Consider the following 24,160-nt stretch of genomic DNA (forward strand, 5'->3'; position numbering starts at 1 on the left):
CCACCCATGTTCAAGTGGCTACTCGATAGCAGCCTGGCCAACCGGCTGCTCATCATCATTGCCAGCCTGGTGCTGGTCGCGTACGGGGCCTTCACCCTATCGCGCACGCCGGTGGACGTGTTCCCCGACCTCAACAAGCCCACCGTCACCATCATGACGGAGGCCGGCGGCATGGCCGCCGAGGAGGTCGAGCAGCTGATCACCTTCCCGCTCGAAACCACCATGAACGGACTGCCGGGAGTCGAGTCCATACGCTCCACCTCGAGCGCGGGGCTTTCGTTCCTCTACGTCACCTTTGACTGGAGCACGGAGATCTTCCGCGCCCGGCAGATGGTGTCGGAGCGGCTGTCCTCGATGGAGGAAGGCCTGCCCCAGGGCGTGGTGCCGCGCATGGGCCCGATCAGCTCGATCATGGGCGAGATCATGCAGATCGCCATTCCCATCGATACCGCCAAGGTCTCGTCCATGGCGGTGCGCGAGTATGCCGACTGGGTGCTGCGCCCGCGCCTGATGGCCATTGCGGGCGTGGCGCAGGTGATCCCGATCGGCGGCGAGGTGCGCCAGTTCCAGGTGCAGCCCAATACCGCGCGCATGTCGGAGCTGGGCATCTCGCACGAGCAGCTCGAAGGCGCGCTCAAGGGCTTCTCGTCAAACACTTCCGGCGGCTTTCTGGAGCTCAACGGGCGCGAATACCTGATCCGCAATCTGGGCCGCACCTCGAACCTGGAGGACCTGAAGAACCTCGCGCTCACGGCCAGGAACGGCCAGCCGATCCTGCTGCGTCAGCTGGCCGATGTGACCTTTGCGCCCGCGACCAAGCGCGGCGACGCGGGCTTCGAGGGCAAGCCCGCGGTGATCCTGGGGGTGCAAAAGCAGCCCACGGCCGACACCATTGCCCTGACCCGCTCCATCGAGACGGCGCTGCAGGAAATGCAGCGTTCCCTGCCCGCGGGCATGGATGCGCCCGAAATCACCTTCCGCCAGGCCAGCTTCATCGAGGCCTCGATCACCACGCTGCAGGGCAAGCTGATCGCGGCCTCGGCCTTTGTCGCGGTGATCCTGTTCCTGTTCCTGGGCAACTTGCGCACCACCGTGATCGCGCTGGTGGCGATTCCGGTCTCGATCTTCATCACGGCGCTGGTGTTCCGCTACTTCGGCCTGTCGATCAACACCATGACGCTGGGCGGCCTGGCGATTGCCATCGGCGGGCTCGTGGACGACGCCGTGGTGGGTATCGAGAACGTGATGCGCCGCCTGAAGGAGGACCGCGTCAAACATCCGAACCATCGCCTGAACCCGCTGGAAGTGGTGGCCCTGGCGACGATGGAGGTGCGCTCGGCCATCCTCTATGCGACCGTGATTATCGTGCTGGTGTTTGTGCCGCTGTTTGCGCTGCCGGGCATGGAGGGGCGGCTGTTCGTGCCGCTGGGCATTGCCTTCATCGTCTCCACGCTGGCCAGCCTGGTGGTGTCGGTGACCGTGACGCCGGTGCTCAGCCTGTACCTGCTGCCGCGCATGAAGTCGCTGGATCATGGCGACACGCGCATGCTGGCCTGGCTCAAGGCGCGCTACCGCAGCGGCCTGCAGGCCACGCTCGAGCGCCCGCGCCTGGCAATGGCGGCGGGCGTGGTGGCGGTGCTGGTGTCGATTGCCGCGGTACCGTTCTTCCCGACCACCTTCCTGCCGCCGTTCAACGAGGGCACGCTGCTGATCGGCCTGCGCCTGAACCCCGGCGTGACGCTGGCGGAAAGCTCGGCGCTGGCCAGCCAGGCTGAGGTCCTGGTGGCCCAGGTTCCTGAGGTCACGCATGTGGGCCGGCGCAGCGGCCGCGCCGAGCTCGACGAGCATGCCGAGGGCGTGCATGTGAGCGAGCTGGACGTGGGCCTCAAGCCCAGCAGCGAGATCACGCGCTCTATGGACGAGATTAGCGCGGACATCCGTTCGCGCCTGGTCAACCTGCCCGCAGCCGTCGGCATCGGCCAGCCGATCTCGCACCGCATCGACCACATGCTCTCGGGCGTGCGCTCGCAGATTGCCATCAAGATCTTCGGCGAGGACCTGGACACCCTGCGCGGCCAGGCCGACCTGCTGCGCTCGCAGCTGGCGGCCATTCCCGGCATTGCCGACCTCGAGGTTGAAAAGCAGGTCCTCGCGCCGCAGATCAAGATCCGCATCGACTACGACGCCGCAGCCCGCTACGGCGTGCCGGCCACGCAGATCCTGACGACGCTGCAGGCGCTGGTGGAAGGCGAGCGCGTGACGCAGATCGTCGAAGGCAGCCGCCGCTTCGCACTCGTGGTGCGCCTGCCCGAGAGCGCCCGCTCGGTCGATGGCCTGGGCAAGATCCTGATCGAGACGCCCACCGGCCGCGTGCCGCTGTCGCGCCTGGCCAGCATCGAGGACGGCGACGGTCCCAACCAGGTAAGCCGCGACGACGGCAAGCGCCGCATCGTGCTGTCTGCCAACGCGCAGGGCCGGCCGCTGTCCGACATCGTCGAAGACATCCGCGCCGTGGTCGCGAAAGCGAAGCTGCCCGAGGGCTACTTCATCACCCTGGGCGGCCAGTTTCAGGCGCAGGAAGAAGCCTCGCGCCTGGTGGGCCTGCTGTCGCTGGTGTCCGCCGTATTGATGTTCGTGGTGCTGTTCAGCCGCTACAAGAGCACGCGCCTGGCGCTGCTGATCATGGCCAACATTCCGCTGGCGCTGGTGGGTGCGGTGCTGGGCCTGGCCCTTTCGGGGCAGCCGCTGTCGGTCGCGGCGCTGGTGGGCTTCATCACCCTGGCCGGCATCTCGGTGCGCAACGGCATCCTCAAAGTGAGCCACTACATCAACCTGATGCGCTTCGAGGGCGAGAACTTCGATATGCCGATGATCGTGCGCGGCTCGCTGGAGCGGCTCAGCCCGGTGCTTATGACGGCGCTGGTGACGGCATTTGCGCTGGCACCGCTGCTGTTCGAGGCCGAACGCCCGGGCACCGAGATCCTGCACCCCGTGGCCGTGGTGATCTTCTCGGGCCTGATCAGCTCGACGCTGCTGGACACCTTCCTGACGCCGGCGATGTTCTGGCTGTTCGGCCGGCGCGATGCACAGCGCCTGGTCGACGACCGCAATGCCGAGGCGTTCTGAGCGCCATGCCTTTCCCATCCCTTCCCTACGCACCCAGGAGAGCCTTTATGCACACCCGCATCACCACCCTTCTCGCAGGCATCGCGCTTGCCTTCGGCACCGCCGCCTATGCGGCCGGCGACCATGGCGCCGGCCATGATCACAAGCCCCTGCACGGCGGTGTAGTCGTCGAGGCCAGCGACATGGATTTCGAGCTGGTGGCCGCCGCCGGCGCCATCAGCCTGTATATCCGCGATCACGGCAAACCGGCCCGCATCGAGGGCGCCAGTGCCAAGCTCACGCTGCTCAACGGCAAGGACAAGACCGAGGTCCAGCTGTTGCCCGCGGGCGACCGGCTGCAGGCCCAGGGTGACTTCAAGGCCGGGCCCGGCACCAAGGCCGTGGCCGCCGTGGCACTGCCCGGCAAGAAGCCCGTCAATGTGCGCTTTGCGCTGAAGTGACATGACCACGCGCTTTGCCCGCAACATCCGCCCGCATGTGAGCGCAGAACTGCGGGCGGCCAAGGCGGCCCTGCGCGCCGGCCAGACCCTGCAGGCGTTCTCCCACCTGGAGCGGGCCCACGTGCTGGGCCAAGCCTCCACGGTAGAGCATGTGCGCGTGCACTGGCGCATGCTGCTGTGGGGCCTGCGCCAGCGCAGCCTGCGTGAATGCCTGGGCCAGATCCTGCGCATCGTGGGCGCCGCCACCAAGACCGCCGCAGGCATGGTTCCACACGGCAACACGGGTGGCACCAACGTGAGCCCCTTGCGGCGCATGCCGGTTGCGCCTGACCTGCAGGCGGTGATTGACCAGGCTCGGCGGCACTAGGTTCGGGGGTCTTGTTTCCAGAGACTGAGATCTACGCCGCACCGGGCTGCTCGCCCCGCTTGGCCCGACGGCGTAACGGATACGGCGGATGAGAAAGAAGCCAAAGCAAACGCTCTATTTTGGCGTTGCCGATGAAGCCCAACGCATGATAGTGCGGCGCAGACGTTGCTGCTCATTCAGCTCAAGGGCGCGCATGCGCGGGATCAGCTCCAACACCTGCTCCAATGTGACCAGGCTGTGGACGAACATTGCGATGCAGAACTCCCGATCCTTGTCGCGGCCAGCCACCGCCTTGGACAACAGAAGGTCGGCGAGGTCCAGGCAGTAGCCGAGCTTGCCATCCGTGCCATGGCCCTGCACCCTGTGCACGCGGGTCATCCAGTCATAGGGAAGCACAGCCGTTTCGGGTCCTACGCCCTGAGCATAGTAGCCGTAGGTGTCATGGAACTGGGAGCCTTCGCCGATCGCACCGTCAATCTCCTCGGCAAGCTCGGGCCGCTGCAGAGGGTAGATATCCGCTTCGCGAGACGCCCGGAATTCTTCCGGCGCCGCAGGCAACGCCCCAAGGATGGACTGGCTGCCAACGATGATGAACTCATACTGTTGGGTGATATCGGCGCTGGCGCGGATGATGTGTTCAAGCTCGTCACGGGTCATGTGGTCGTTTCGTTGATGCTATCTGCGCCCAGGAGGACACCCTTGCGCAAGGCGCGTACTTTGCCCAGGATCTCGGCCCTGACCTCGGCAGGCAAAACCAGCGTGAGCGGCGACGCCTGCCGAAGCTCCGCTGCGCGCTGGCTGCGGCCGAGCACCTTCTTCCACGACTTTGTCTTGAGGATCATGTCCCAGTCCTGCCACAAGCTTGTCGATCGTGTCGGGCCGCTGCTCAACCATCGCTGGACCGTGTCCTGGGCCTGCGCGAGCAATTGCGGATCGGAACGGACCATCTGTACAGCAGCTTCGTGCAAGGCAAGGCTTTGCAGGTCCTGCGCCTGGTGCTGGGCATCGTCGGTCGACACAGTAACGCTGACGGTCGGCCGCCGGCGCTGTGATCGAGCCCCAGCGCTTCCTGCGGGCGCCGCCTGGATGGCATCGCCCGCCAGCAAGGCAAGGTCACCGGCGATCCCCAGGATGGACATGACGCGCAGATAACTGCCCATTGATGGACCAGGATCACCGGCCTCGATCGCAGCAAGCGTGGTGCGTGAAAGCTGGGCATTTTTGGCGACTTCCACCATGGACAGCCCTTGGCCCTTGCGCAGCGCCTTCAGGCGATCCCCTAGCTGCAAAAGCAGCTGCCGTTCGAGAACAATGGATGAAGCTTTCAGCATTTGTTCAATATTTTATACAAATTCTTATCACATGAACAGAATTATGAACATTTGAACAAGGTGAACTATCAGGGATTTAGACCTGCCACTGCGCCGGTATTCGCAACAAGAGCGCCGCTAATAACTTCCCCTCCCCCGGCAAATATAGGCATAGGCGACCCGCATACCTGCAGCGCAGCATTACTTTAGTCCAGCGTGACCTTAGCTTTCTTGAGCAACCGGGCAAACCGCTCCTGCTCGGCGCGCATGAACTGTGCCGCGGTCTCGGACTGCCCAGTACGGTGTACTCGCCGCGGCGCGCAAACCGGCTTGCACTTCGGGATCGGAATAGGCGGCGACGATGGCATCGTGCAGACGCCGCACTTGCTGGTGGCAGGCCCTTGAGAGCCACCGCCACCACCCAGCCACTGACATCTACATGGTAAAACCCTGCTCGGCAATGGTGGGCACACCGGGCAGCGAAGCCATGCGTGTGCGCCCCGTGATGCCGATCACGCGCAGTGCATCGGACTGGATATAGGGCTGGGCCGTGCCCAGGGCCAGCACACCCATCTCCCCCTGCCCGCTCGGCAGATCGGCAGCCATCGGGCTCACTCCCTTGTAGGGAATGTGCCGCGCGGACACCTGCGCAGCGTCCAGAAACACTTCTGCCGCCAGATGGAAAATGGTGCCATTACCCGAAGACGCGTAGTTCAGGTCTGCGGGCCTGGCCTTCATCAGCGCCTGCAACTCGCGGACATTGCGCGCCGCCGCCTTCGGATGCACGCCCAGCACGATGGGCACGCCGCCTACGATAGTCAACGGTGTTATGTCGTTCAGGCTGTCATAAGGCAGCTTCTTGAACACACTGGGGTTGACCGCATGATTGTTGGACAGAAAGGCAATGGTGTTGCCATCGGCGGCAGCCCTGACCAGCGCCTCCGTGCCCGAGATGCCGCCCGCGCCCTACAGATTATCGACTACAACCGCTAAGAACCAATTAAATTCTCCATCTGCTTCATCGAATTAACTTTAGTCGCTTTATTGAACAATCCTGAAAGTAGGCTTAGCAATGAGGCTCTCGTATTCAAGTCTTCAGTCTCCGTTATCTCGGTTACAACCTTCAACATCAAAAAATCGTAGCCATCAGCTGATGAATTAATATCAGCCAGCTTTAAAAAGAACCTACTTAATCCGCAATAATCATACGTCTTAAGGCCTTTATTAGTTCGAGGAAAATAAAATTCTCCTTCAGACACAACATTAATATGTGTGTCGTAGTCATCAAAATGTGGATGGAAAATCAAGAAAGCATCCTTATTACTCGGGTACTTTTTTAATCTCTTATTAACTAGGGTATTTTTGTCGCTTTTATGATTATTGCAATCTTTACAAGCAATGCAAAGATTGTTCCCAAGGAGCATCCACTCTGGCCGTAGATTCTTGGGCACGATATGCTCTAAATCCCATGCTGAATTGTTTTCCACAACAATTCTCTGGCGGCAATATACGCAAGTATAATTCTGATTAACTTTATAGTGATCTTTAACGAATTTTTTATACTTCTGAAGATCTCCATTTTCTTCGGCATCCCAATAGGATGGACGAAAATTATTGACATCTGTAGAAAAATCAGAACAAAACTCTTTTAATTCATCACTAAGCTCCGGAGCTTTAAGCATAGAGCCGCTCCCTGGCATAAACCTTCAGCGCCTTACCAAGAATTACCAGAAGCTGTTTTGTAGGATCATCATCTTTTAGCTTATCCTCCAAAGTTAATAGCTTTTCAAAATTATACATTTGTTCTTTGTCCAACAATCTACCAGAACTTAAATCCGACAAAGCAATTGCCACTTGCTTAAGTAAGTACTCGTTTCGATAGCCTGGAGCATGGAACACAGTTGCCAACTGAAAGTCGGCAGATTTCTTCGAGAATTCACTCGAATTAGTCAACAAACTCTCACCAATATCAATAACAAAAGAATTTCCATCGTGCAGATTAGAAATAATTTGCGGAGAATGTGTTGCTAAAATGAAATGACATTCTGAAAAATCGGAGAATGACTCAATCAACAAACTTATATACCGCTCTTGCCAAGACGGATGAAGACATATTTCAGGCTCATCGATAAGGATTAGCGACCCATTTTTAATATATGCAGCAATTCCCAAAAGCGATATGAGGACCGATTGTTCGCCAGAGCTCGCAGAGGAGAGATTTATCACTCTCTTAGTGTTTATCTTTCTAACACCAAACTTTTTCAAAATTAATATTCCGTTATTTACGAAATCACTAATTCTCAATGAAAGCAACTCACAGAATAAATCACCACCGCCTAAAACCAATTTGCCTTTAGACAAACCAATAATAATACTTGAATTAAATTCAAAATTTTTAATTATTGTTAGAAATTCTACGAAATCAAATATCCCAAATTCGCACAAAGAGATAAAAAAACTCTCTGTTAATCTTATATCTCTTGTTTTATGAGTAGTCTTAACGTTTTTAAGACCCTCAAATATAAAATCTGCCTCTATGATTTTTCGATGTTCTAAAGACAGACCCTCCTTCAGTGCGGATGCTATGTCATCGACTCTTCCGTCGAACTCTCTCAAAACAGCATTAAAACCATCCGTATTGCCGACCATTTCAAACAATCTAACGCAGTTAATAAATTGAGGCGAAAATTTAAAATCCAATTCAATAGAATCAGAATAACCAAGGTATTTTAATACTTGGCCGCATATTTTCGCCCTACTTTCATCCTGAAAAATTTCACCAAAAAGATCACCAATGACCCTTGCCATGTGAGTGAACCCCACATTCTCTCCAGAAATTCCACGAATTCCTAAATATTTATAATCTTTATAAAGATTATTGCTTCTCTTTATTACAGGAAATTTATCGAAAGGACTCACAGAGGAGACGATGACCTTAGAAAATTCCGAAGAATAATTAGGATCTAAATTTCTTGAGATATCTTTTAATCTCTCATTTTTAGAAGAAGCTGGCAAGGCGTCTATTCCAGCGGCATTTATAGCGATTGCGCCTAACAACCTGCTTTTTCCTACTCCATTAACCCCAACAAGCACGGAAAAAACATTACCTCTCTTTATCTTCAAATCTCCAATTAGATTTACGACATTACCCCTATAAGAGCAAGAATGAAGCACTATATTTCACCTCTAAAATTTACAAAAAACCTTTAAAGCCGCAAATTTAATTATTAGCAGTGCAATTTATTATTAATCATCTGCCATCAATTCTATGGCTAACAATATTCGATTTACCATGTTTTTATCCTACTGTGATATATCTTAACAGCGAAACTTTAAAAGCAATATTTTTAATATTAAGACCTCTCGAACAACTTCACTACGTTATGAAAAGATCACAGCTCTAGCCTAACTGCTTATTTGTAGGAAATAATAAACGACAAACGTCAAAAAGTGCGAACTACCGTAAGAGCGAGTTTCGTGTATCCACTCACTTAGCGAATGAAGCCATACTGCCCCTTTGCCGGCCAGACACATCTGGGCTCAAGTTCAAGATCATTCGTGCATGGGGTTCATTCCACTTGAGATCAATGAGCATCTTCCTTGAATCTTCTGTAAAGCCAGGCTCTGGATGGCTAGCGCACGTATAGATATCTTCTTTTACGCCTCACATGCAGTGCTCAACCCGAACATCTCGTGATTAAACGACACACACCACAATGAGGGATATGATGCGTCGATAAATTTGAATTAAATTATTGGTAGCAAAAAGAGCCTAAGGAAATGAGCTTTGCAGGAATGTTTTCGGGGCGAAAGATTTGGCACGAAGGTCGTGCCATACGCGGCTTATCGAGACTTATGCATAGGTATGGCCAAGCCACCAAAACCTGATCACTCCTGTCCCGCGTTTGCACATGCAAGCCTACGCGTTCCTGTCGGAGGTGAGCAAGCCGACTTGGAACGTGCCATAAGCAACCCAACTGCATTTGGTGACAGGCTCCTTAAGCCTGTACTGAGTCATTCGATGCCGGCGGGTTGAGTGCCCCCGCCACTGCAATCATCGGACATTCGTCCGGGAGTTGTGTATAAATCGCGATCAGCACCAAAAGCAGGGATGCGAGGCGCAATGGCAGAAGCTGACCAGCAGCGGTTGACTGCGAAGCTATTGACCTGCGTACACCTCTTCCAGGTGTGCCGCACTGATATCCCACATCTCCATCGCTGGGCGCCGCTCTCGCTCTAGCACTGCGCGCGCAGATGGGAAAAGGCCGGCGTAGATGCTCGCAAACCGCGCCATGCACAGGCACATGACGCCGAGCATCGACGACGACAGACTGGATTGCACGGCCAAGTCGTTGGCCTGGCCAACCTGCATCGCGGCTGCGTAGCTGCTGTGGGAATAGCCGCAGAGGTAGGAGTAGATGTTCCGAAAGTAGCCTTCGCTCAGGCCAGACTCTTTTGCCAGCGCCTGCCAGGACCGGCCGGTCTTCCAGTCACCCTTAAGGATTGCCTTCTGCGCGCCGTTGGTCAGCGTCTGGAAAACCGGATGCCTCCTCACTTCAGCACTGAGCTGGTCAATCCGCAGCTTCTCCGCTGCCAGCCGGCTCTTGCTATCCGCTGTGCTTGCGCTCAGACTCTGCCGATCCAGCAGTCCACCTAGCTTCCACGTCATGTGCCGGAAGCGACAGACCTCCGGGTTATGGTCGCCGAAGACCTGGGCAAACACGATGAAGTTCTCAAGGACGGCCCGCGCAATCACCTTTACCGACCCATGATCGATGAAACGTAGACCAACATCTCCGACGAGCAAAACAGAGCCTTGATGGATCTGCGCGATGGTGTGCAAATGATGCGCGAACTTCTTCGAAAGCGTCTGGCGATCCGCCATCCATTGCATGCCCTCCGGAATCGGTTCGCCACCAGGGGCGTCGACCATATCGACAATTAGTGCATGCAGCTCGGCGAACTGCTGGACAGGGTTGTATTCTTCAATGTGTATCATTCCAAGGTGGGCTAGCCGTGAAACACACTATAGCGCTTTCGTTCCAGCCCTTCTTTCCTGCGCTGCGCGAGTGGGACCTGTAAAGACAGGCAGGCGTGCAATTGAAATAGCACCTTCACCAGGCGAGGCAGATCTCACGGCGAGGGTAAACACGTTGCCCTATCGCTGCACGAGCGTCGAGCTGCCAAAAGGTCTGTTTTAGTACCTCCCAGCCGCTACGCGCGCGCCTCAAGTCCTCCAGTCTCTCGCTGCACTCAGTCATCAGGCCTGAGCCTTTTCCTAAAGCACTACTGCCAAGAGGCAGGAATCAGCGCCTCTCCATTGCGAAACTCTGGGAGCACATATACGAACTCCATTCCATCAAACGTGTCTTTCGGCACGTGCTCAAGTACAATCATTTGGAAGTTTGAACCATATTGCTTATTCATTCTGGCTGCGAAGTTATTTAGCAGTTGGAACGCTATTTGTACCTTCTCGCTATCGCTGTTCGCAAGAACGACATCATCCTTTGGCTTATCGTCCGGGTAGTACGGACGGCTTGGCTGATCGATAATTAGAAATTTAGGCACAAAGGGGGATTGGTGGATTATCGCGACCTCGTGAAGGGCTAAAAACTGAAGTAGATGCAGGAACATGTGATTCGAACTGCTGCCAACGTTTTCAATCAGCCGCGATCGAGGCTTGCGCAGTCTAAGGCGCTTCTCTTTATAAGCAAAGTCGGTTTGATACTTTGCATAATTGGCAAGGGCTTCACCGGTCTCTTTCAGAAGCGCTAGCGTAATTTCGTTTATTACGGAAATGATAGCGTCGCGTGTTTCCTCTACATCGCGGACCGAGATGGTGTCGATTTCCGATTGGATCTCGCTGGCTGAGCGGGTTTCTACAGAAAACGCCGCTACGGGAGTCGTATCCGAGAATAGCTTAAGGCGACCCTTAGCTTCTCCTACGAATAGCCACTTCTCTCGCTCTGAGGCAAACGACTTTGGATCTTGAGGCAGAAGCGCTAAGTCTCGTTGAAGGTTCTCCCGCTGCGCCTCGAGTTTCTTAATCATGGCTTGAATTTGACCATCCACGGGCTGCTTTCCTGCCAAGGAGGCTTTGACGCTAACGAGGTCTGCCTTAAGGCAACTAATGAGCTCGTCGAATATCTCGGATTTTACGACTTCAGACGCTCTCGAAATTAGCTGCTGAATCGGACGCAAACTGTCCTCAGCGCCCTGCAGATTACCTTTGTAGGAGCGATACTCATCGGTGAAGTGATGCAGCTTTCTCAGGCGTCGATTCACCGAGATCAACTCCGTGTTAACTTGTGCGTAGCGGTCATTAGCACGTCCCACATCTAGCGATGCGGCGCTTTCTATTGCTCGCTGCACTAACTCTCGGTTAACGTCTGAGGGCTTTGCATCAAGCAGGCCGTACTCTGCAGCTTTCAGGGCGATTTCCCGAATTTCCTCATCGAATGTTTCTCGGCCATTCGTAAGCGCCACTGATTTTCGTTCGAGTCGCTGCAACTCCTTCTTCAAAGCTTCCCGCTGCTCCCTGGCGTTCATGTTCGCGATGTCGTCAATTCCCAATGCCATATCGAAAATACGGGGCAGCGCCTCTCGATAACGGTCCTCCGACTGTTTATCGAAGAACGTGCGGCTGTTGGTAATGATGTCTTCAGAAATGGTATTGAAGAGGAAAAAATAACGAAAGGATACCTTCGAGTTGGCTCGTAGCGCACCCCCCCCGTAGGAAAGTTTCACGTTGTCATCAATACTGAACTCAGACTCGAGGATGAGCCTTATGTCGGCTTCAGCCGTGTTAGTTTCCGGCTTTTCAGGAACTGTGCCAGAGCTGGAGAAGTAATAGTCCTTAGAGACGTCGTTTTCTATCGGGCTTCGGCGTGCGAGAGTGTACGTCTTATCGTTGATATAGAACGTTAGTCCGTACCAACCGACATTTTCGTTGATAACACTGTCTGGTAGTTTATGACTGCTGGCCAAAAAGCAGTAGTCGATGATGTCAAGCAATGCACTTTTGCCTGTGTGACTCCAGCCGGTAAGAACGTTAACGCGGTTTCGTTCAAATTTAAGCTGGCGCTGTTGGCCGCTGCGCGACCAAATCGTAATGGCATCAAAACCGAAGTTCAAATCTTCACCCTGAAGTTCAAATATAGTTCGTCAACGGGACTTGACAGCAAGGACGCAATGTGACTGGAGGCTTTATCAATCTTCTCTGCACGTTTGCCAAATGATTTGTCAATCTGCAATGGTTTATTTAGAGAAAGGCCGTCGTTGAAGATTGCGTACCCGTAAACAACAAGCAACTGAATGGCGTTCACAGAAGCAACAAGACTCGCGTCGTACCGTTCTGAAAAATTGGTGAAAAGGTCAGGGCGCTGTGCGGCGAGTGCGGCCGATCCACGATGCGAAACTCGAGCATCTGAGAGGTGCCGCACTGTAGCCTCATGCATGACGAGAGGCATCACCAGAAGCGCTTTTGGAACGCTGATATGCTCGGTGTGCCGGAGCACGCTTATGAGTGCCGTAGCACAAATTCCGACGTTATTATACCCGGACCATATGCTAGTCATTTTTTACCCAATCTTGGTGCCAACCGATTCGACCAACGTCGGACAGGTGGTACAACTCTCCGTTACTGAGTTCAGTGGGTAATTGGTCCGCGTTCAATTGGAATTTTTCGCTTCTCAGCGTTTTAAGTATCGCAGTGGCAGCATCAATAACTGCAGCTGGATTATTGCATTTTCTGAATGCTCCCCTGAAGTTGTTCCTCCACCGTAGTACGACGTCTTCGTGAAGCGCCATGACTTCATCTTGAACGAGGTCGCCAGCTTGCACCCAGCGACCGAGTAGCGTGGTCAACCGTAGCTTGTGCCTAGTGTACTCAACTGCATCTTCTTCATCCCCGGGAGATATATCTTCTATCTCGACGAGACGTCTGATGAACCTTTGCGCGAAGATGTCCTCGGGAAGTTCAGGTGAAAACTGGTAATACTGGAGCTGCTTGCTCCGGCCGCTATCAAACAGTCGGCGGTACTTCATCGAAAACTGTTCAAAGCTAATCACGATAGACTCGCCGTTTTTAATGGCGATAAAGTTTTCACTTTTTATATTTGAGTCTAGTCTTTCGAAGACGAAGTCAATTTTTTCCTCGGAGATGATTTTTTCGCGTAGTGCTTGTTTGCATCGTTGAATGATGTCATCAACCTCCAGTTCGAATTTTAAATTACGGAGGAACGCATCCAACACCATCTTTTCGAGCTTCCCCACCGTGCGGATATAACCTTTAATGGTGCCGTCTTCCGTTTTTTCCTCTAAGTACTTGAGATGTTTTTGGATAGCTTTGAGGTCGCACACACCATCCTGGAATTCCGCGACCTTCGCAATAAACTCGTTCTTCGTGGAAAGCGACTTGTTAGTTACCAAGTGGAACTCGGTTCTTCGGACGTAATCAAGTTGCTGAGGAAGACCCATTCGACCTTCAGCTTTGTCGACAATGATTTCCGCCCAGTTACGCATGGTCTTCCAAAGGTCACTGTCCAGTTCAGTGAGCGCAATGGCTCCCCCCTCAGCGTTTTTCCTTACCGTATGCTTGATTTGAAATAGGATGTTGAAGTCGGCGTCCAGCTCGCTATGTACGTCGTCCTTGACCTCAAGTCCGACAGTCTGTCCCGTCTTCAAATTAAGAATGCGATACAGGAAATAGTAGTACTGAAAATCAAATCCAATACTCTTATCGTCAGCTTTGGTTTTTTCGCTAAAACTTCTTTCGTCTGACATTTTGCCGAGTCCAGTTCTCTTTATTTGACCTCGCCTGCGCCGCTGCCGCCATTACTTTACATTAGACGGCAGGAAGCCCCCGAATTTACTTTTTTATGTTGTATAAAAGCGATTTCACGTAAGATGATACTGTGTCGATTGATTTTTGTTTTCATGTTAGTCCGCACTCTTAGTCGAGTATTTGAAGCATTGTCGGTTTTTACTATGCCCTTGGGGGGCGGTGCCAAGGCCGAAGCAATTTGAACTACTTATGAGCACTCCCATCACCTTGACCGTGGGCGACATCGATCTCACCTACAACACACACCACATCGGCATGGATCATGGCATGCTGTTTCAGGAAGCGGACCGTCAACGTCGACGGCATCCCTACATCGATTACGAGTACTGCGAGCAGCATCAAGAAGATGTCACCCAAAACGAACTGTGCTTTTGCCGCAGTCTTGGCTCTATGGTGTCACGGCTCGAACTGCTGGGATACACATTGAGCGCAATCAAGTCGGAATACGAAACGCAAGCCAAGCAAAACAACGACCTAGAAACCGATCTCGCAGCAGATGACACCTTCGACAAACCCAACCATTTCACATTCGACCAGCTCGTTGAATTCATCCGTGCGCATGCTGTACGTGACCTGAACAATGAATCCATTGATGACTATGAAGCCGAGCTTGCTGAGGGACGAGGTCGATTTGCCGGCGCGCTTACGGCCGCTAGGCCTGACCTGAAGGACTATGAACGAGATATGCGTTTCCATTCGGAACGCAGTCACTTCGGCGCTCTCATCGAATTCCTAGACCCCTACTCGACGCTACGAATGCTGGCGGAAAATCCGGCAAATTTAGATCTAGAAGTTGTCTGGGACTACGGGAATTTCGTCGATGCCGGCTGGGCGAAAAACGAAGACTTCGTTGCCGGAGCACGGCGTCACCAAACTTACCTGATCGCGACTGAGGGATCTTCCGATACTCACATCCTAAAGCGCGGATTCGCGCTACTACGACCAGACATTGAAGACTTCTTCCGTTTCATTGACATCGAGGAGCGGCACCCATTCTCTGGCACGGGCAATCTGGCCAAATTTGCCGAGGGATTGGTCAAGATTGACGTTCACAACCGCGTGGTTTTTCTTTTCGATAACGACGCCGAGGGAATCGACGCTTTTCGTGGCTTACAGCGCTTCAACTTTCCGGTGAACATGCGGGCAATGGTATTGCCTGATCTCGACGAACTCCGCGATTTCCCGGCGCATGGACCAAGCGGTGTCGTGAGCGCAGACATCAATGGGCGCGCGGCAGCCATCGAATGCTATCTTGACTTGCGGCTGAAGAGCCGTCCAGCTGCTCAAGTCAGGTGGACGAACTACAAGGAGTCGCTAGGCATCTATCAAGGCGCGCTTAACTTCAAAGAAAGCTATACCAAAGCCTTCTATGAAGTGTCTCTAGAAGCCATTGCATCAGGCGCATATGACGCCAGTAAGCTGCGCGCGGTGCTTGCAGCACTTTTAGGACAATGTAGCGAAATGGCGACACAAATGCTCTACCCATCTCGAGCTAACTAGTTAGGGGCCTAAAGTGAATGATAAAACTCGAAGACCAATTTGTACTCTCGTCCACGAGCGACACTGAGTATTGCAAGGCTTGGCAGGGGAGGTCAGCCTAACTCAATCAAACCAACTCCTTTAAGTAACGGTAAGTCAAACGGTTATCGCTAGCTATTCTTGCCAAGTGGCAGCTCTCGACTGTGGATTCAACCGATCGACGCAACACATTCATCGAACATCTCGGCAGGTGTCCGGTATCCCAGCGTTTTGCGTGGGCGTTGATTGAGTTGCCTGGCAATCGCATCCAGGCTGTCTTGTGAGTATCCAGACAGATCAATGCCTTTGGGAAGGTACTGGCGAAGCAATCCGTTCGTGTTTTCATTGGTGCCGCGCTGCCAAGGATTCTGCGGATCGCAGAAGTAGACCTGGATGTCGGTGGCCACGGTGAATCGCTTGTGCCCCGCCATTTCCGATCCCCGATCCCAGGTCAAGGAGCGGTAGAGCTGCTGCGGCAAGGTTTGTGCATGTCTGGCCAGCGCCGCAACCACGGTGTACGAGTCCTTGTCCACCAGCTTGACCAACATCACGTAGCGCGTGTGCCGCTCCACCAGCGTCGCAATCTGGCTGTAGGCATCGCCGAACAACAGATCACCCTCCCAGTGGCCCGGCACTGCCCGATCCTTTATGCAGGCAGGACGCTCGCTGATGGGCACTGCATCGACGATCCGACCATGGATGGGTGTCTTCTGGGTGTGGTGGCGTGAGCGACGCATCCCTCTGGTGCGCCGCAAGTGTTCCAGAAGCTCTTTCTTCAAGGCTCCGCGTGTTTGGACGAATAGCGTGCGGTAGATGGCTTCGTGAGACACCTGTAAATCCTTGTCGCCCGGGTAAGTTCGTCGGAGCCACCCCGCTATTTGCTCGGGGGACCACTGACTTTGCAATTTAACCGTCACGATGTGAGCCAGCGCAGGGTTGTTGGCCAACTGGCACATCTTTGGGCGACGCGCTCGCTCCCAGGCGGTTTCATCAGCCTTCGCTGCCCGGTAGCAAGTCTTGCCGCCATTGCGCAGGAGTTCACGGCTGATGGTGGATGCTGCTCGTTTCAAGCGCCTGGCAACGCAACGGATAGATTCACCTGCTGCCAAGGCCCTGGAGATCTCTTCGCGCTCAGGCATGGTCAATGCCAAGCGAGACCGATGCCTGGCTGGTGGTCGAATGCCACCCGTCGCACTCAGGATGGTGTGAATGGAGGTGTGCGGCCGGTCAAACAGCTTGCCAATCTCGTGCAAGGTATCGCCAGCTTTCCAGCGATCCCACATCAGGGCTTTCTGAGCTTCGGTGTAGTAAATCCGCGGTCTTTGCTTCATGCCAACACTCCTTCTGCCAGTGGCAGTCATTGTGTTGCATCGACCGGTTGAATCCACAACCCATAGCAGCCGTTCGCTGGCACCGGATCGATGTTGCTTTGCTGCTCAAAGCCGTCTTCCATGACGCATGGGGCGCCTTTACAAGCGTTTTGTGACAGGGGCAACCTATCGGGTCCGTCAGAGGCATTTTTACTGAGCGATGCTAATGACCTTGGAATGGAATTCAGGATGGTGGCAATGCCCAAAGCTCTTCCAGGTTGACGTCATCGCTGCTGGGACGATGTTCCTTAAGTAGCGGGTCTATCTTCAGGATCATAGGCAGGTCAAATGCAGTACCTGTAACCACGCAACAGCCCTTAGCAAGCGTAGGTATCAGTGCCTTGGAGGATGAGTCTAGTGTGCTGATCGTGTTGTCCAGCAACATAAGGTCTCGCTCGTTTACAAGCCGGTGGATAAAGAAATTGTGGATCTGTGAAACGATGGTGGGAGAGATGTCCGCTGGGCGCTGGCTAGAGAGGGTAAGGTAGACCCCATACTTGCGACCCTCTTTGATGATTTCCTCAAAAAGCTCAAGTCGGTAGTCCTTCCAGATCTCATGCTCACGAGTGGACTGCTCTGACAGGATGTTATGAGCCTCATCAATGATGAGATGAAGAGTCTTAGTTGGCGGGCTCTTTAGGTTCTCAGAATCCTTGTGGTTCGTATAAAAGTTCTTAGCAATAAGTAAAGGCAAGATTTTCTTGATCTCGTTCTTGCACCTCTTGAGCGAGATGACATGCAGAAGATGCGGCGGCGGCGGCACCTTTACGATTTCAAGCACGTTGCGAAGAGCTGTGATCGATGATTTCGCCCGTGACAGCACAGGCTGAATGTGTTCGTACTGGGCATATCCCAATACCACATCCGAACACAGTTGAAGGTAGCACCTCAAGATGAGTTCCGTGAACTGATCCAAGTCTTGAACATCTACATACTCATCTAGGATAGGTTTCAGGCAGGCTTCAAAACCGTCACGGTCAGAGTTGTAAAAGTGGCCGTCAGCATCTTTGAAATACTTGTGCTTAGCGTTGTAGATAATGCCCTTTAGATGTTCCTGCAATTTTTCGCAATCGATGATCCTGGCTATCTCGCGGCTCAGTTCAAGCGCATCTGGTTTGGGCTCACTGGCACTAAAGGCCTTCTCAAAAGTCTTTTCAATGAAGCGCTCAAGTGGCACATCCTTAAATTTCTCCTTACCGGTCAGCACGCGTCGCAAGAATGGTTGCTGTGTGTTGGTTGTAGCCTGGAAGAGAAGACTTAGTGTTTCAGCATCCCAGAAATGAGAAGCTTCAATTTTGAATTTATGCTTGCTCTTCTTGGAATCCAGCACCGTTATCTGCTTTTCCTTTGCGGGCAGGATCTGGTCTTCGGCGTATTCGCCATTGAAGTCAATGATCACAAACTGGCTCTTGCGTTTGAGAGCGGGAAGTTTCTCATTGAAGAGGGTTGTGTAGAGCTTTGCCAATGTGTTGGACTTGCCGCTCCCCGTATTCCCAAAGATTCCAAGGTGGCTGTTAAATATACGTGTCCACGGCAAGTTGATGGACACGTTTTCCTTAAGCATGGAACCAATTGAAAAATTGCTCTTTCCCTCTGTACCATAGATCTTTCCCACCGTGGGCTCACTAAGCAGGGATGCCTTGTCCCTGATCATTGGCATGTACTTCACACCCTCAAAGAAATTGTCATCCACGATGTAGCCAATGGGGCGAACATCTATCTTCCGGATGTACTGGGTTTTCTCGGCCTCAGCCTCTATCTTGCGTTCATCAAGATATTCTCCTTCTACAAGACAGACAATGTCTATGAAACCACGTTGAATAGTAATATGCTCTCTGAGTGAGACGCCCCGATACTTCACGCCGTCATAGAAAATTGATTCTTGGCTGGATTCTTCAAAGATTCGCAAGGATATGCGGACGCCTGATACGGCAATTACTTCGCCTACGACGATGCTCATAGAGGGTCCTCGCCTTCAGCTGGCGCTTCATACTTCTCAGCCTTGAGGGAAAATATGTATTTATTGAAGTTGGTGAAGTCTAGTTTTTCACCATCTGGCGGACCTATGACGGTTACGTTCTTCCAGAGCTTGAATTCCTCTCTCAGGCTCTTTGCACTACCCTGGCTGTAACAGCAAATGAATGTCTGAAGCTGCGGGTTAGATAGGGAGCGTTGCACAAGCTTTCTGATGTGCTCATCGGCAAAAGAAAATCCGAAAGTAATTAGGATGGAATTGGGCTTCTCAAGCTCATAGCTTAAGATCCTGAGCATCTGGTAGTAATGCTCTTCAAAAACAGTTTCGTGAAATTTCCACTTTGTTGGATTGACGATGGGCAGCTTGTTGTACTCATCCCAGAAATTTTGTCTTTGTGCCAGCGTGAAACTTATAGGCGGAATTTTCGCCGTGCGACCGCCATCTGTTACAAGATAATCAGAAAACTTACCAATCTTCTCCAGTGTCTTCCTATGGATCATGTGTTTGAAGTCGTTGGCATAATTGACTTCAATCCTATCGCCACTTTTAGACCAGTAGACAGAACCGTGGAGATGGATAATGTTGAGCTGCGGAACCCCATAGTTGCTTCGCTCGAAGATACCAGTCTGGCACTGGAAGGTGTTGAAGTTCTTAGCATGAAGGTGCTTCCTGTGAAAGCCTGAAGTGCCATCATTGACGACGAAATCATACGAACCCTGCATGAGAATGTTGTCGGCACAATGAGCCAAGCATCCGTCATAGTTGGTAGTGAAGATGTTGATCTTTCGATTGAGATCCTTCCTTCTGTCTAGCAGCCCAAGAAGGGTTTTTAGGAAGACTTCATAGTTTTGAAGATTGGCTTTCCCTTTGTCAGATGTGACGGTGCTGGGCGTAAAGGTTTGAACTGGAAAAATGCACGTGTTGTAGTAATGCATGAACAAGGCAGTTTTTTTATCCTGCCAAGTCTCAAACTTGGTAGCAAGTGTCTCAATCGTCTCCCATTCGCCATTTCCCCCCTTGATCGCGAGACCAAGAGTTGGGAACAAATCTGCTGAAGAACCAGAGCCAATGAGTATATTGATGTTCTTGCTGTAAATGTCCAGTGGATCAATCGATTCAAACATCCCATCCCTTTATATATTTGGTTCCATGGAATCTAGCAAGCAGCGTGGCGACTCATGCCTGCCGAGCGTCTGCTTCGCTCATTGCCTGTAGCTCCTGCCAGAGATATCGAACTTTCGCCCACATCTGAAACCAATCGTATCTCAACCTTGATCTACATAAAAGCGTTGCCTCCGTGTGATGCAACAATCAAATGACCGCTGCCAGTCGAAGCGGTCTGTCAGCCCGAAATCCCAGCCGTCAACTACTGGCCGATTGCGGACGCTGAGTGCACTTTGGCAAACGGTGCCAATGAACAACGCCAAGCTCAGCTACTTAAGCCAATCCCAAATAAGTAACGATAAGCGCCGCTTATAGCAAGCGGACAACACCTGGCAACAGAAGATGTTCAGTCTTTATCCACCGTTGCCCTGATTGAATATCCGCACTTCAACCTGTTCCACTTTGGCGTGCCTTTCACGATCTTCGGGGCGGCCTGCCCAAGCATGCCCTGTTTGATCTGAAGGTGGTCACTGCGCACAGCAATGCGATGGCAGCCGAGCGGGCGCTGTCAGTGCAGTCCGATGGCGGGCTGAAACCCGTGCCGCAGGCCGACGTCGTGATCGTGCCGGGCTGGCACGATCGCAAAACTCCACCCCAGGCCGATCTGATACTGGCATTGCGCCAGGCACATCAGCGCGGAGCCCATGTGGTGGGGTTTGTGCTACCGCGACTATGCGTTCGTCTGTGCTGACTTGCTCGATGGCCGACGCGCCAGCACACACTGGATGGCGGAGCAGGACTTCACCCGCCGCTTCGCGCAGGTCCAGCTCGACATGACGCGCTATATGTCGACGACGATCGCTTGATTACATCCGCGGGCACGGGCGCGGGTCTGGACAGCGCGCAAATACTATGGCCAGAAAATCGCCAACAAAGTCGCGCGCGTCATGGTGGGGCCGCCGCACCGCGAAGGCGGCCAGGCGCAGTTCATCGAGCAACCTGTGGGTTGCTCCACGCAAGACGCGAGAATCAACCAGCTGCTGGCTCATCTGCGCCAGTACCTCAGTCACGTGCACAGCGTTGATGCCCTGGCGCAACGCGCCGCGATGAGCCGGCGCACGTTCACCCGCCATTTCAGCAAGGCCACCGGCATATCGCTGGGAGACTGGTTGATCAACGAGCGGCTGCAGCGCAGGCGGGAGTTGCTAGAGCGCATCTCGCTGCTAGTGGAGGCCATTTCGGGCCTGGTTGGATTCCAGAAGGCCACCTCACTGCCCCAACACTTCAAGCGCCGCAATCAGGTCAGTCTCAGCGAATGGCGCAGAACCTTTGGACGCGGTGCGTGAGCGGCAGAGCCGGGCAACAGAGCCACGAAATCGCGTCGGTTCCAGCCAAGCCTTGAACTATTCCTCGCCGTGGTTTTCGGCAATGCGGCTGATCATGTCCATCAGCACCTGGCTCATCGCATCGACCTTGCGCGGCCATGCCATGTGGCAATGATATGTCTAGGCCCCTTGACCTTCCCATTATGGGAAGCTTTAGTCTACAGGCTGTCGCGCGGCAACGCGCAAAGAAGGAACCGCTCATGAACGCATCAGCCAACGCCCGGGTTCAACCCGGCACGCCCACTATAAGCCTGCCGCTCGAGGGCATGACCTGTGCCAGTTGCGTCGGCCGGGTCGAGGCGGCACTAGCCAAGGTCGAAGGCGTCGCTCAGGTAGCAGTGAACCTTGCCACACAGCGTGCGGTCATCCGCTCCAGCGGCCCGGTCGATCGCCTGGCGCTGATACAGGCCGTCAAGAAAGCGGGCTACGACGTGCCCACCAGCACGACGGAGCTGGCGGTCTCTGGCATGACCTGCGCCTCGTGCGTTGGCCGCGTCGAACGTGCCCTAAAGTCTTTGCCCGGCGTTACCGAAGCCGGCGTGAACCTCGCCACCGAGCGCGCGACCATCCGCGGCGTGGTGGGTGTGGAATCGCTGGTTGCGGCCGTGGAAAAAGCCGGCTACGAAGCCCGCGTCATCGAGGCCACCGCCCCGGTCGGCAACGACGAAGCCATGGCGCACAAGGACGCCGAGCGTGCGGCGCTGCGCCGCGACTTAACCATTGCTGCCGCATTGGCTCTGCCGGTATTCATTCTTGAAATGGGCGCGCACATGATTCCGGCCGTGCACCATTGGGTGTCGCAGACACTAGGGATGCAGACCAGTTGGATAGTGCAGTTCGTGCTGGCCACTTTGATACTTCTGATCCCGGGCCGGCGCTTCTATGCCAAGGGCATTCCCGCGCTGCTGCGCCTGGCCCCCGACATGAACTCGCTGGTTGCCGTGGGCACCTTGGCAGCCTATGCGTACTCAGTGATCGCCACCTTCGCGCCCACCATGCTGCCCGAGGGCACGGTCAACGTCTACTACGAAGCTGCGGCGGTGATCGTCGCGCTGATCCTGCTTGGACGCTTTCTGGAAGCGCGCGCCAAGGGGCGCACGTCCCAGGCGATCCAGCGCCTGGTTGGAATGCAGTCCAAGACGGCACATGTCGTGCGTGACGGTCGCAGCAGCGACATTCCCATTGGCGAGGTCGTTTGTGGCGACCACGTCGAAGTGCGCCCGGGCGAGCGCGTACCGGTCGACGGTGATGTGCTCGAAGGGCAGAGCTATGTCGACGAATCCATGATCACTGGCGAGCCCATTCCCGTAGCGAAATCGGTGGGCAGTAGCGTCGTCGGCGGCACCGTGAACCAGAAGGGCGCGCTGACCCTGCATGCAACCGCCGTGGGCAGCCAGACCGTGCTGGCGCAGATCATTCGCCTGGTCGAGCAAGCGCAAGGCTCCAAGCTGCCGATCCAGGCTGTGGTGGACAAGATAACGCTGTGGTTTGTGCCGGCCGTGATGGCCGCCGCGCTGCTGACCTTCCTGATCTGGGCGGTGTTCGGCCCCTCGCCCGCGCTGGGATTCGCACTGGTCAACGCCGTGGCCGTGCTCATCATTGCCTGCCCCTGTGCCATGGGCCTTGCCACGCCCACTTCTATCATGGTGGGCACCGGCCGCGGCGCGGAGCTCGGCATATTGTTTCGCCAAGGCGAAGCCCTGCAACTGCTCAGGGATGCCAAGGTGGTGGCCGTGGACAAGACCGGCACGTTGACCGAGGGCCGGCCGGTACTCACCGATCTGGAGGTAGCCGAAGGCTTCGACCGTGCCCAGGTGCTGGCACTGATCGCGGCGGTGGAGGCGCGCTCCGAGCATCCGATTGCCCGGGCCATTGTCGACGCCGCCGCACAGCAGGGCCTCGCCTTGCCTGTGCTCAGCGGTTTCGAGTCCATTACTGGCATGGGCGTGCGCGCCAGCACCGACGGACGGCGTGTGGAAGTCGGCGCCGACCGCTTCATGCACTCTCTGAGTCTGAATGTGAAAGAGTTTGACGCCAGCGCGCAGCGCCTGAGCAGCGAGGGCAAGTCACCGCTGTATGCGGCCATCGACGGCCGCCTGGCAGCCATCGTCGCCGTTGCCGACCCTATCAAGCCCAGCACCCCAGCAGCCATCGCAGCATTGCACGCACTAGGCCTGAAAGTTGCCATGGTCACTGGCGACAACGAACGCACCGCCCGCGCCATCGCGGCGCGGCTGGGGATCGACGAGGTGGTGGCCGAGGTACTGCCGGAAGGCAAGGTTCACGCCATTCAGCGGCTCAAGGCCGCGCACGGCAGGCTGGCCTTCGTGGGCGACGGCATCAATGACGCGCCAGCGCTGGCCGAAGCCGACGTGGGCTTGGCCATCGGCACCGGCACTGACGTGGCCATCGAAGCTGCCGATGTGGTGTTGATGTCCGGCAGCCTGCTGGGCGTGCCCAACGCAATTGCCCTGTCCAAGGCCACCATCGGCAATATTCGCCAGAACCTGTTCTGGGCATTTGCCTACAACACCGCATTGATTCCGGTGGCGGCGGGAGCACTCTACCCAGCCTATGGCCTCCTCCTCTCGCCGATCTTCGCGGCAGGCGCCATGGCCCTGTCCAGCGTGTTCGTGCTGGGCAACGCGCTGCGGCTGCGGGGTTTCCGCGCGCCGCTGGCCGCCCACGCCTAAGCAATAGAGACCAGAGGAGAAACAGTC

General features: G+C 54.7%; 17 protein-coding genes and 1 pseudogene. 6 read left to right on the forward strand and 12 right to left on the reverse strand.

The window, feature by feature from the left end:
• The first annotated feature begins 6 nt into the window (after nt 1-6).
• From M9799_RS20170 to M9799_RS20180, 3 genes are read left to right on the forward strand one after another with little or no spacing between them, the layout of a single operon-like run.
• Entirely contained in the window at nt 7-3,126 is a 3,120-nt protein-coding gene (locus tag M9799_RS20170; protein ID WP_231045084.1) for an efflux RND transporter permease subunit, read from the forward strand.
• Between the two features lie 47 nt (nt 3,127-3,173).
• Complete coding sequence (locus M9799_RS20175) at nt 3,174-3,566, forward strand: hypothetical protein (protein WP_231045085.1); 393 nt, start codon at nt 3,174-3,176, stop codon at nt 3,564-3,566.
• 1 nt (nt 3,567) lies between these two features.
• Nucleotides 3,568-3,933 carry a DUF3703 domain-containing protein gene (locus M9799_RS20180; protein WP_231045086.1) on the forward strand — a complete coding sequence of 122 codons (366 nt, stop codon included), beginning with the start codon at nt 3,568-3,570 and terminating at the stop codon, nt 3,931-3,933.
• Between the two features lie 114 nt (nt 3,934-4,047).
• Here the strand turns inward: M9799_RS20180 and M9799_RS20185 are convergent, their stop codons facing one another.
• From M9799_RS20185 to M9799_RS20225, 9 genes are all read right to left on the reverse strand, one after another.
• Nucleotides 4,048-4,590, reverse strand: a complete 543-nt coding sequence (locus tag M9799_RS20185; RefSeq protein WP_231045087.1) for a DUF6036 family nucleotidyltransferase — start codon at nt 4,588-4,590, stop codon at nt 4,048-4,050.
• On the reverse strand, nt 4,587-5,264 hold the full coding sequence (locus M9799_RS20190) for a helix-turn-helix transcriptional regulator (RefSeq protein WP_231045088.1): 678 nt from the start codon (nt 5,262-5,264) through the stop codon (nt 4,587-4,589). Before M9799_RS20190 ends, M9799_RS20185 begins: the two co-directional genes overlap by 4 nt.
• Before the next feature lie 414 nt (nt 5,265-5,678).
• The gene (locus tag M9799_RS20195; RefSeq protein ID WP_318530299.1) at nt 5,679-6,197 is read right to left on the reverse strand and encodes a tripartite tricarboxylate transporter substrate-binding protein; all 519 of its coding nucleotides are present in this window, start codon (nt 6,195-6,197) and stop codon (nt 5,679-5,681) included.
• Nucleotides 6,198-6,232: 35 nt separating this feature from the next.
• Nucleotides 6,233-6,925, reverse strand: a complete 693-nt coding sequence (locus tag M9799_RS20200; RefSeq protein ID WP_231045089.1) for an HNH endonuclease — start codon at nt 6,923-6,925, stop codon at nt 6,233-6,235.
• Nucleotides 6,918-8,366, reverse strand: coding sequence for an AAA family ATPase (locus M9799_RS20205; RefSeq protein WP_231045090.1), 1,449 nt, complete (start codon nt 8,364-8,366; stop codon nt 6,918-6,920). Before M9799_RS20205 ends, M9799_RS20200 begins: the two co-directional genes overlap by 8 nt.
• Before the next feature lie 1,036 nt (nt 8,367-9,402).
• On the reverse strand, nt 9,403-10,242 hold the full coding sequence (locus M9799_RS20210; RefSeq protein ID WP_231045091.1) for a hypothetical protein: 840 nt from the start codon (nt 10,240-10,242) through the stop codon (nt 9,403-9,405).
• A 287-nt stretch (nt 10,243-10,529) separates the two neighbouring features.
• Nucleotides 10,530-12,377: a DUF3732 domain-containing protein gene (locus M9799_RS20215; RefSeq protein WP_231045092.1), complete on the reverse strand. Its 1,848-nt coding sequence runs from the start codon at nt 12,375-12,377 to the stop codon at nt 10,530-10,532.
• Nucleotides 12,374-12,820, reverse strand: coding sequence for a three component ABC system middle component (locus M9799_RS20220; RefSeq protein WP_255662844.1), 447 nt, complete (start codon nt 12,818-12,820; stop codon nt 12,374-12,376). Before M9799_RS20220 ends, M9799_RS20215 begins: the two co-directional genes overlap by 4 nt.
• Nucleotides 12,813-14,027 (reverse strand): hypothetical protein, encoded by a 1,215-nt coding sequence (locus M9799_RS20225; protein ID WP_231045094.1) that lies wholly within the window; start codon nt 14,025-14,027, stop codon nt 12,813-12,815. The genes M9799_RS20220 and M9799_RS20225 overlap by 8 nt, the downstream gene beginning before the upstream one ends.
• A gap of 250 nt (nt 14,028-14,277) precedes the next feature.
• Here M9799_RS20225 and M9799_RS20230 point away from each other — a divergent pair, with 250 nt between their 5' ends.
• Nucleotides 14,278-15,588, forward strand: coding sequence for a HEPN/Toprim-associated domain-containing protein (locus M9799_RS20230; RefSeq protein WP_231045095.1), 1,311 nt, complete (start codon nt 14,278-14,280; stop codon nt 15,586-15,588).
• 188 nt (nt 15,589-15,776) lie between these two features.
• On the opposite strand, the gene M9799_RS20235 is transcribed toward M9799_RS20230, so the two are convergent.
• The 3 genes from M9799_RS20235 to M9799_RS20245 form a co-directional block, all read right to left on the reverse strand.
• Entirely contained in the window at nt 15,777-16,937 is a 1,161-nt protein-coding gene (locus tag M9799_RS20235; RefSeq protein ID WP_231045096.1) for an IS30 family transposase, read from the reverse strand.
• 223 nt (nt 16,938-17,160) lie between these two features.
• A complete protein-coding gene (locus tag M9799_RS20240) occupies nt 17,161-18,936 on the reverse strand; it encodes an ATP-binding protein (RefSeq protein ID WP_231045097.1) in 1,776 nt (591 codons plus the stop codon).
• Entirely contained in the window at nt 18,933-20,075 is a 1,143-nt protein-coding gene (locus tag M9799_RS20245; RefSeq protein ID WP_231045098.1) for an SIR2 family protein, read from the reverse strand. Before M9799_RS20245 ends, M9799_RS20240 begins: the two co-directional genes overlap by 4 nt.
• A gap of 369 nt (nt 20,076-20,444) precedes the next feature.
• Between M9799_RS20245 and M9799_RS20695 the strand changes: the two are divergent.
• Both M9799_RS20695 and M9799_RS20255 read left to right on the forward strand, forming a co-directional pair.
• Nucleotides 20,445-21,401, forward strand: a pseudogene (locus M9799_RS20695) (GlxA family transcriptional regulator).
• A gap of 239 nt (nt 21,402-21,640) precedes the next feature.
• A complete protein-coding gene (locus M9799_RS20255; RefSeq protein WP_231045102.1) occupies nt 21,641-24,133 on the forward strand; it encodes a heavy metal translocating P-type ATPase in 2,493 nt (830 codons plus the stop codon).
• Nucleotides 24,134-24,160: the final 27 nt, after the last annotated feature.

It is taken from the genome of Comamonas endophytica, assembly GCF_023634805.2.
GTDB lineage: Bacteria > Pseudomonadota > Gammaproteobacteria > Burkholderiales > Burkholderiaceae_C > Comamonas > Comamonas endophytica.

Excerpts from the sequence above, each read along its gene's own strand:
- M9799_RS20170 (WP_231045084.1), top strand. The coding sequence starts at position 7 with ATGTTCAAGTGGCTACTCGATAGCAGCCTGGCCAACCGGCTGCTCATC.
- M9799_RS20175 (WP_231045085.1), top strand. The coding sequence starts at position 3,174 with ATGCACACCCGCATCACCACCCTTCTCGCAGGCATCGCGCTTGCCTTC.
- M9799_RS20180 (WP_231045086.1), top strand. The coding sequence starts at position 3,568 with ATGACCACGCGCTTTGCCCGCAACATCCGCCCGCATGTGAGCGCAGAA.
- M9799_RS20185 (WP_231045087.1), bottom strand. The coding sequence starts at position 4,590 with ATGACCCGTGACGAGCTTGAACACATCATCCGCGCCAGCGCCGATATC.
- M9799_RS20190 (WP_231045088.1), bottom strand. The coding sequence starts at position 5,264 with ATGCTGAAAGCTTCATCCATTGTTCTCGAACGGCAGCTGCTTTTGCAG.
- M9799_RS20200 (WP_231045089.1), bottom strand. The coding sequence starts at position 6,925 with ATGCTTAAAGCTCCGGAGCTTAGTGATGAATTAAAAGAGTTTTGTTCT.
- M9799_RS20210 (WP_231045091.1), bottom strand. The coding sequence starts at position 10,242 with ATGATACACATTGAAGAATACAACCCTGTCCAGCAGTTCGCCGAGCTG.
- M9799_RS20220 (WP_255662844.1), bottom strand. The coding sequence starts at position 12,820 with ATGACTAGCATATGGTCCGGGTATAATAACGTCGGAATTTGTGCTACG.
- M9799_RS20225 (WP_231045094.1), bottom strand. The coding sequence starts at position 14,027 with ATGTCAGACGAAAGAAGTTTTAGCGAAAAAACCAAAGCTGACGATAAG.
- M9799_RS20230 (WP_231045095.1), top strand. The coding sequence starts at position 14,278 with ATGAGCACTCCCATCACCTTGACCGTGGGCGACATCGATCTCACCTAC.
- M9799_RS20235 (WP_231045096.1), bottom strand. The coding sequence starts at position 16,937 with ATGAAGCAAAGACCGCGGATTTACTACACCGAAGCTCAGAAAGCCCTG.
- M9799_RS20240 (WP_231045097.1), bottom strand. The coding sequence starts at position 18,936 with ATGAGCATCGTCGTAGGCGAAGTAATTGCCGTATCAGGCGTCCGCATA.
- M9799_RS20245 (WP_231045098.1), bottom strand. The coding sequence starts at position 20,075 with ATGTTTGAATCGATTGATCCACTGGACATTTACAGCAAGAACATCAAT.
- M9799_RS20255 (WP_231045102.1), top strand. The coding sequence starts at position 21,641 with ATGAACGCATCAGCCAACGCCCGGGTTCAACCCGGCACGCCCACTATA.